This is a genomic window from Pseudomonas sp. FSL R10-1350 (assembly GCF_009600525.1).
In the GTDB taxonomy this organism is placed as follows: Bacteria; Pseudomonadota; Gammaproteobacteria; order Pseudomonadales; family Pseudomonadaceae; genus Aquipseudomonas; species Aquipseudomonas helleri.
The window spans coordinates 1-3,250 of record NZ_WIVR01000125.1; the positions used below are offsets into that span (position 1 = coordinate 1).

At 60.2% G+C, this 3,250-nt stretch carries 4 protein-coding genes; all 4 read left to right on the plus strand.

Going from position 1 to position 3,250, the window contains the following annotated elements; all coding sequences use genetic code 11:
- The coding region (locus tag GHO25_RS25245; protein ID WP_153393269.1) for an energy transducer TonB at positions 1-328 on the plus strand (328 nt) is incomplete at its 5' end.
- An 82-nt stretch (positions 329-410) separates the two neighbouring features.
- A complete protein-coding gene (locus GHO25_RS25250) occupies positions 411-1,130 on the plus strand; it encodes a MotA/TolQ/ExbB proton channel family protein (protein ID WP_153393272.1) in 720 nt (239 codons plus the stop codon).
- Position 1,131: 1 nt separating this feature from the next.
- The gene (locus tag GHO25_RS25255; RefSeq protein WP_048372930.1) at positions 1,132-1,533 is read left to right on the plus strand and encodes a biopolymer transporter ExbD; all 402 of its coding nucleotides are present in this window, start codon (positions 1,132-1,134) and stop codon (positions 1,531-1,533) included.
- Between the two features lie 225 nt (positions 1,534-1,758).
- Positions 1,759-3,159, plus strand: a complete 1,401-nt coding sequence (locus GHO25_RS25260; protein ID WP_153393275.1) for a metallophosphoesterase family protein — start codon at positions 1,759-1,761, stop codon at positions 3,157-3,159.
- The last annotated feature ends 91 nt before the right edge of the window (positions 3,160-3,250 follow it).

A 3,250-nucleotide genomic window follows, 5' to 3' on the forward strand; every position in this document is an offset into this window, starting at 1 on the left:
GCCTGTGGCCGCCCCGGCTCCACCGGCACCGCCTGCGCCAAAACCGGTGACACCGGCCTCGGCCAACGCCGGTTACTTGCACAACCCGGCGCCGGAATACCCGTCGCTGGCCATGCGCAGAGGTTGGGAAGGCACGGTGTTGCTGCGCGTGCATGTGTTGGCCAGCGGCAAGCCGGGCGAGATCCAGATACAAAAAAGCAGCGGTCGTACCCAGCTCGATGACGCCGCCCTGGCGGCCGTCAAACGCTGGAGTTTCGTCCCGGCCAAACAGGGCGACGTGGCCCAGGACGGCTGGGTCAGCGTACCCATCGACTTCAAAATCAAATAACTGAACCTGATTGTTCCAGCGGGCTACCTGACAAAAGGCGCATCGCACTACTGACTTAATGCCTTTGTTGGAGAGCCACACCATGAACCTGATCGCTTCCCCTTTTGAATCCATCGAACACGCGGTCATCTGGCTGCTGATTATTTTCTCGGTCGCCACGTGGGGCCTGTTCTTGCTCAAAGGCGTGCAGTTCGGCCGCCTTAAAAGCCAGGACCGTCGCTTCCTCAAGCAATTCTGGGCCGCCACCAGCCTCGACTCCGCAGCCGAGCTGGCCAGCACTGCACCAGGTGCCGCTGCCCGTGTTGCACAGGCCGGTTATGCCGCGATCCAGGTGTCTGACACTCAGCAAGCCACTGACCTTGCTCACGCCATCAACCATCAGGACCGCCTCGAGCGCTCGCTGCGCCAGCAGATCGTGCGTGAACGCCGCTCACTGGAAACCGGCCTGGCGATCCTCGCCAGTATCGGCAGCACCTCGCCTTTTATCGGCCTGTTCGGAACCGTGTGGGGCATCATGTCGGCCTTGAAAGGCATCAGTGCTGCGGGTTCTGCCAGCCTTGAAACCGTGGCCGGGCCGATTGGTGCGGCACTGGTGGCGACCGGCGTCGGGATCGCCGTCGCGGTGCCTGCGGTGCTGGTGTACAACTACTTTTTGCGTCGCCTGAAACTGACCGCAGCCGACCTCGATGACTTTGCTCACGACTTCTACAGCCTGGCCCAGAAGAGCGCGTTCCGCGTGCATTTGCACCCGGTGCTGAACACCGCGGCCGGTGCCGCAGGCAAAGTGAAGGAGGCGTCTTGAGATGGCTTTTTCAACCCAAGACAACGATGAAGTGCTGAGTGAAATCAACGTCACGCCGCTGGTCGACGTGATGCTGGTACTGCTGGTGGTGTTTATCGTCACCGCGCCGCTGCTAACCAACGCAATCCCGATCAACCTGCCGAAAACGGAGGCCGTGGCCCCGATCGAGCAAAAGGATCCGGTGGTGGTGAGCATCGACGACAAGGGCAAGGTGTACATCAACAAGGACGAAATTCAACCGGACCTGCTGGAAGTCAGCCTGCAAGATGCCAAGGCGAAAAACCCGGATGTGCGCGTGCAGTTGCAGGCCGACAACGGGGTGAGCTACGGCGAAGTGGCCAAGCTTATGGCCTCGATTGAAAAGGCCGGCATTACCAAGCTGGCGGTGATCACGGCCAAATAAACAGGGGTTGCCTCGCGATCTTTTAGGGACCAAAAGATCGCGGGCACGCTCGCTCCTGCCAATGGGCTTGATCTTAAATGACCTGCCGGGGCTCAACGTTTAAACCTCCCCTGCTTTAAAGCACAAAAAAGCCGGTGAAAACCGAGCTGAATCGACCCCCGACCGTCATCCCGATGTCACGCAGCTTTGTTTCCTTGGGCGCATTTCGCCACTCAAGGAGGCTCCATGATTCGCCCAACGCTGCTCGCCCTCGCGCTGTTTTCTGTGATCAACAGTGCAGCGGCCACCCCCGCCTCACCCCTGCCCCATTCACCCGGGACACCCTATGCCGCCAGCGGTCTGGCGGATCGGATTGTGCTGACGCCAGGGGCCAATCCTGCACGGGAAATGGCAGTGACCTTTCGCACCGACACTCACCAGCAAGCCAGCCAATTGCAGTTGGCGGTCGCCCTCGACGGGCCGCAACTGGCCAAGGCTGCCCATACGCTGGAAGGGACTCAACTGAGCCTGGACACTGAAAACGGTCCGGCCCTTTACCACCAGGTGCGCCTGCACGATTTACAGCCAGACACCGCCTACGTGTACCGGGTCAAAGGTGCTGAAGGCTGGAGCGAATGGTTGCAGTTTCGTACTGCTGCCGAGACGTTCAAGCCATTCAGTTTTATCTACATGGGCGATGTGCAAAACGACATTCTGTCACTGGCCTCGCGCAGCATCCGCCAGGCCCTGAAAAGTGTGGCCAACCCTGCACTGATCGTGCATGCCGGGGATCTGGTGTCGCAACGCGATGACCTGGTGCATGACGATCAATGGGGCGAGTGGAACCAGGCCGGTGGCTATAACTACGGGATGATCCCGCAAGTGGTGGCCATCGGAAACCACGAATACCTGGACGGCACAAACCCTGATGGCAGCGAAAGCCGTACCCTGAGCCCGCACTGGAATCGTCAGTTCGCGCTGCCGGACAACGGCGTGCCGGGCTTGAAGAACACCACGTATGTGATGGATTACCAGGGTGTACGTTTTATCGTGCTGGATGGCACGGCGGCCCTCGACATGGACACCTTGGCCGAGCAAACCAAATGGCTTGAGAACAGCCTGAAAAACAGCCCGGCGCGCTGGAATATTGTGGTCAACCACCAACCCGTTTTCACCTGCGCCCGCCCCGAAGACACCGAACCGTTGAAGGCCGCCTGGAAGCCGTTATTTGAGCGCTACGCGGTGGACCTGGTGCTGCAAGGCCATGACCATTGCTACAGCCGCGTGACCAGCGAAGCCGGGCGTGCCGCCTCCCGTGCAGACCGTGCCAGCGGCAAGGTGCAGGGCCCGGTGTACATGGTCTCGGTGGCGGGGTCGAAGATGTACGGGCTCAATGACCGGGCGCACCTGCAACCGGATCGCAGCGCTGAAGAAACCCAGTTGTATCAGACCATCGACGTGCAGGACTCACGCCTTGAAGTGCGCAGCTACACCGCCGCGGGCAAGCTGTATGACGCGTTTGACCTGGAGCGTGATGCGCAAAACCGTAACCACCTGAGCGAGCCGGTAAAGTCCCTGCCTGCTGAACGGGCCTGCACCGGCACGGCGGGCCCGGATGGTTACCCGTGCAGTTCGCGGGGTAAGTAAACCCCTTCACTTGTCTCGCGATCTTTTGATCTAGATCTTGCTTTTGATCTTGATCTAAAAGGCCCCATTAAACCACGCTGGCCGAACGCAG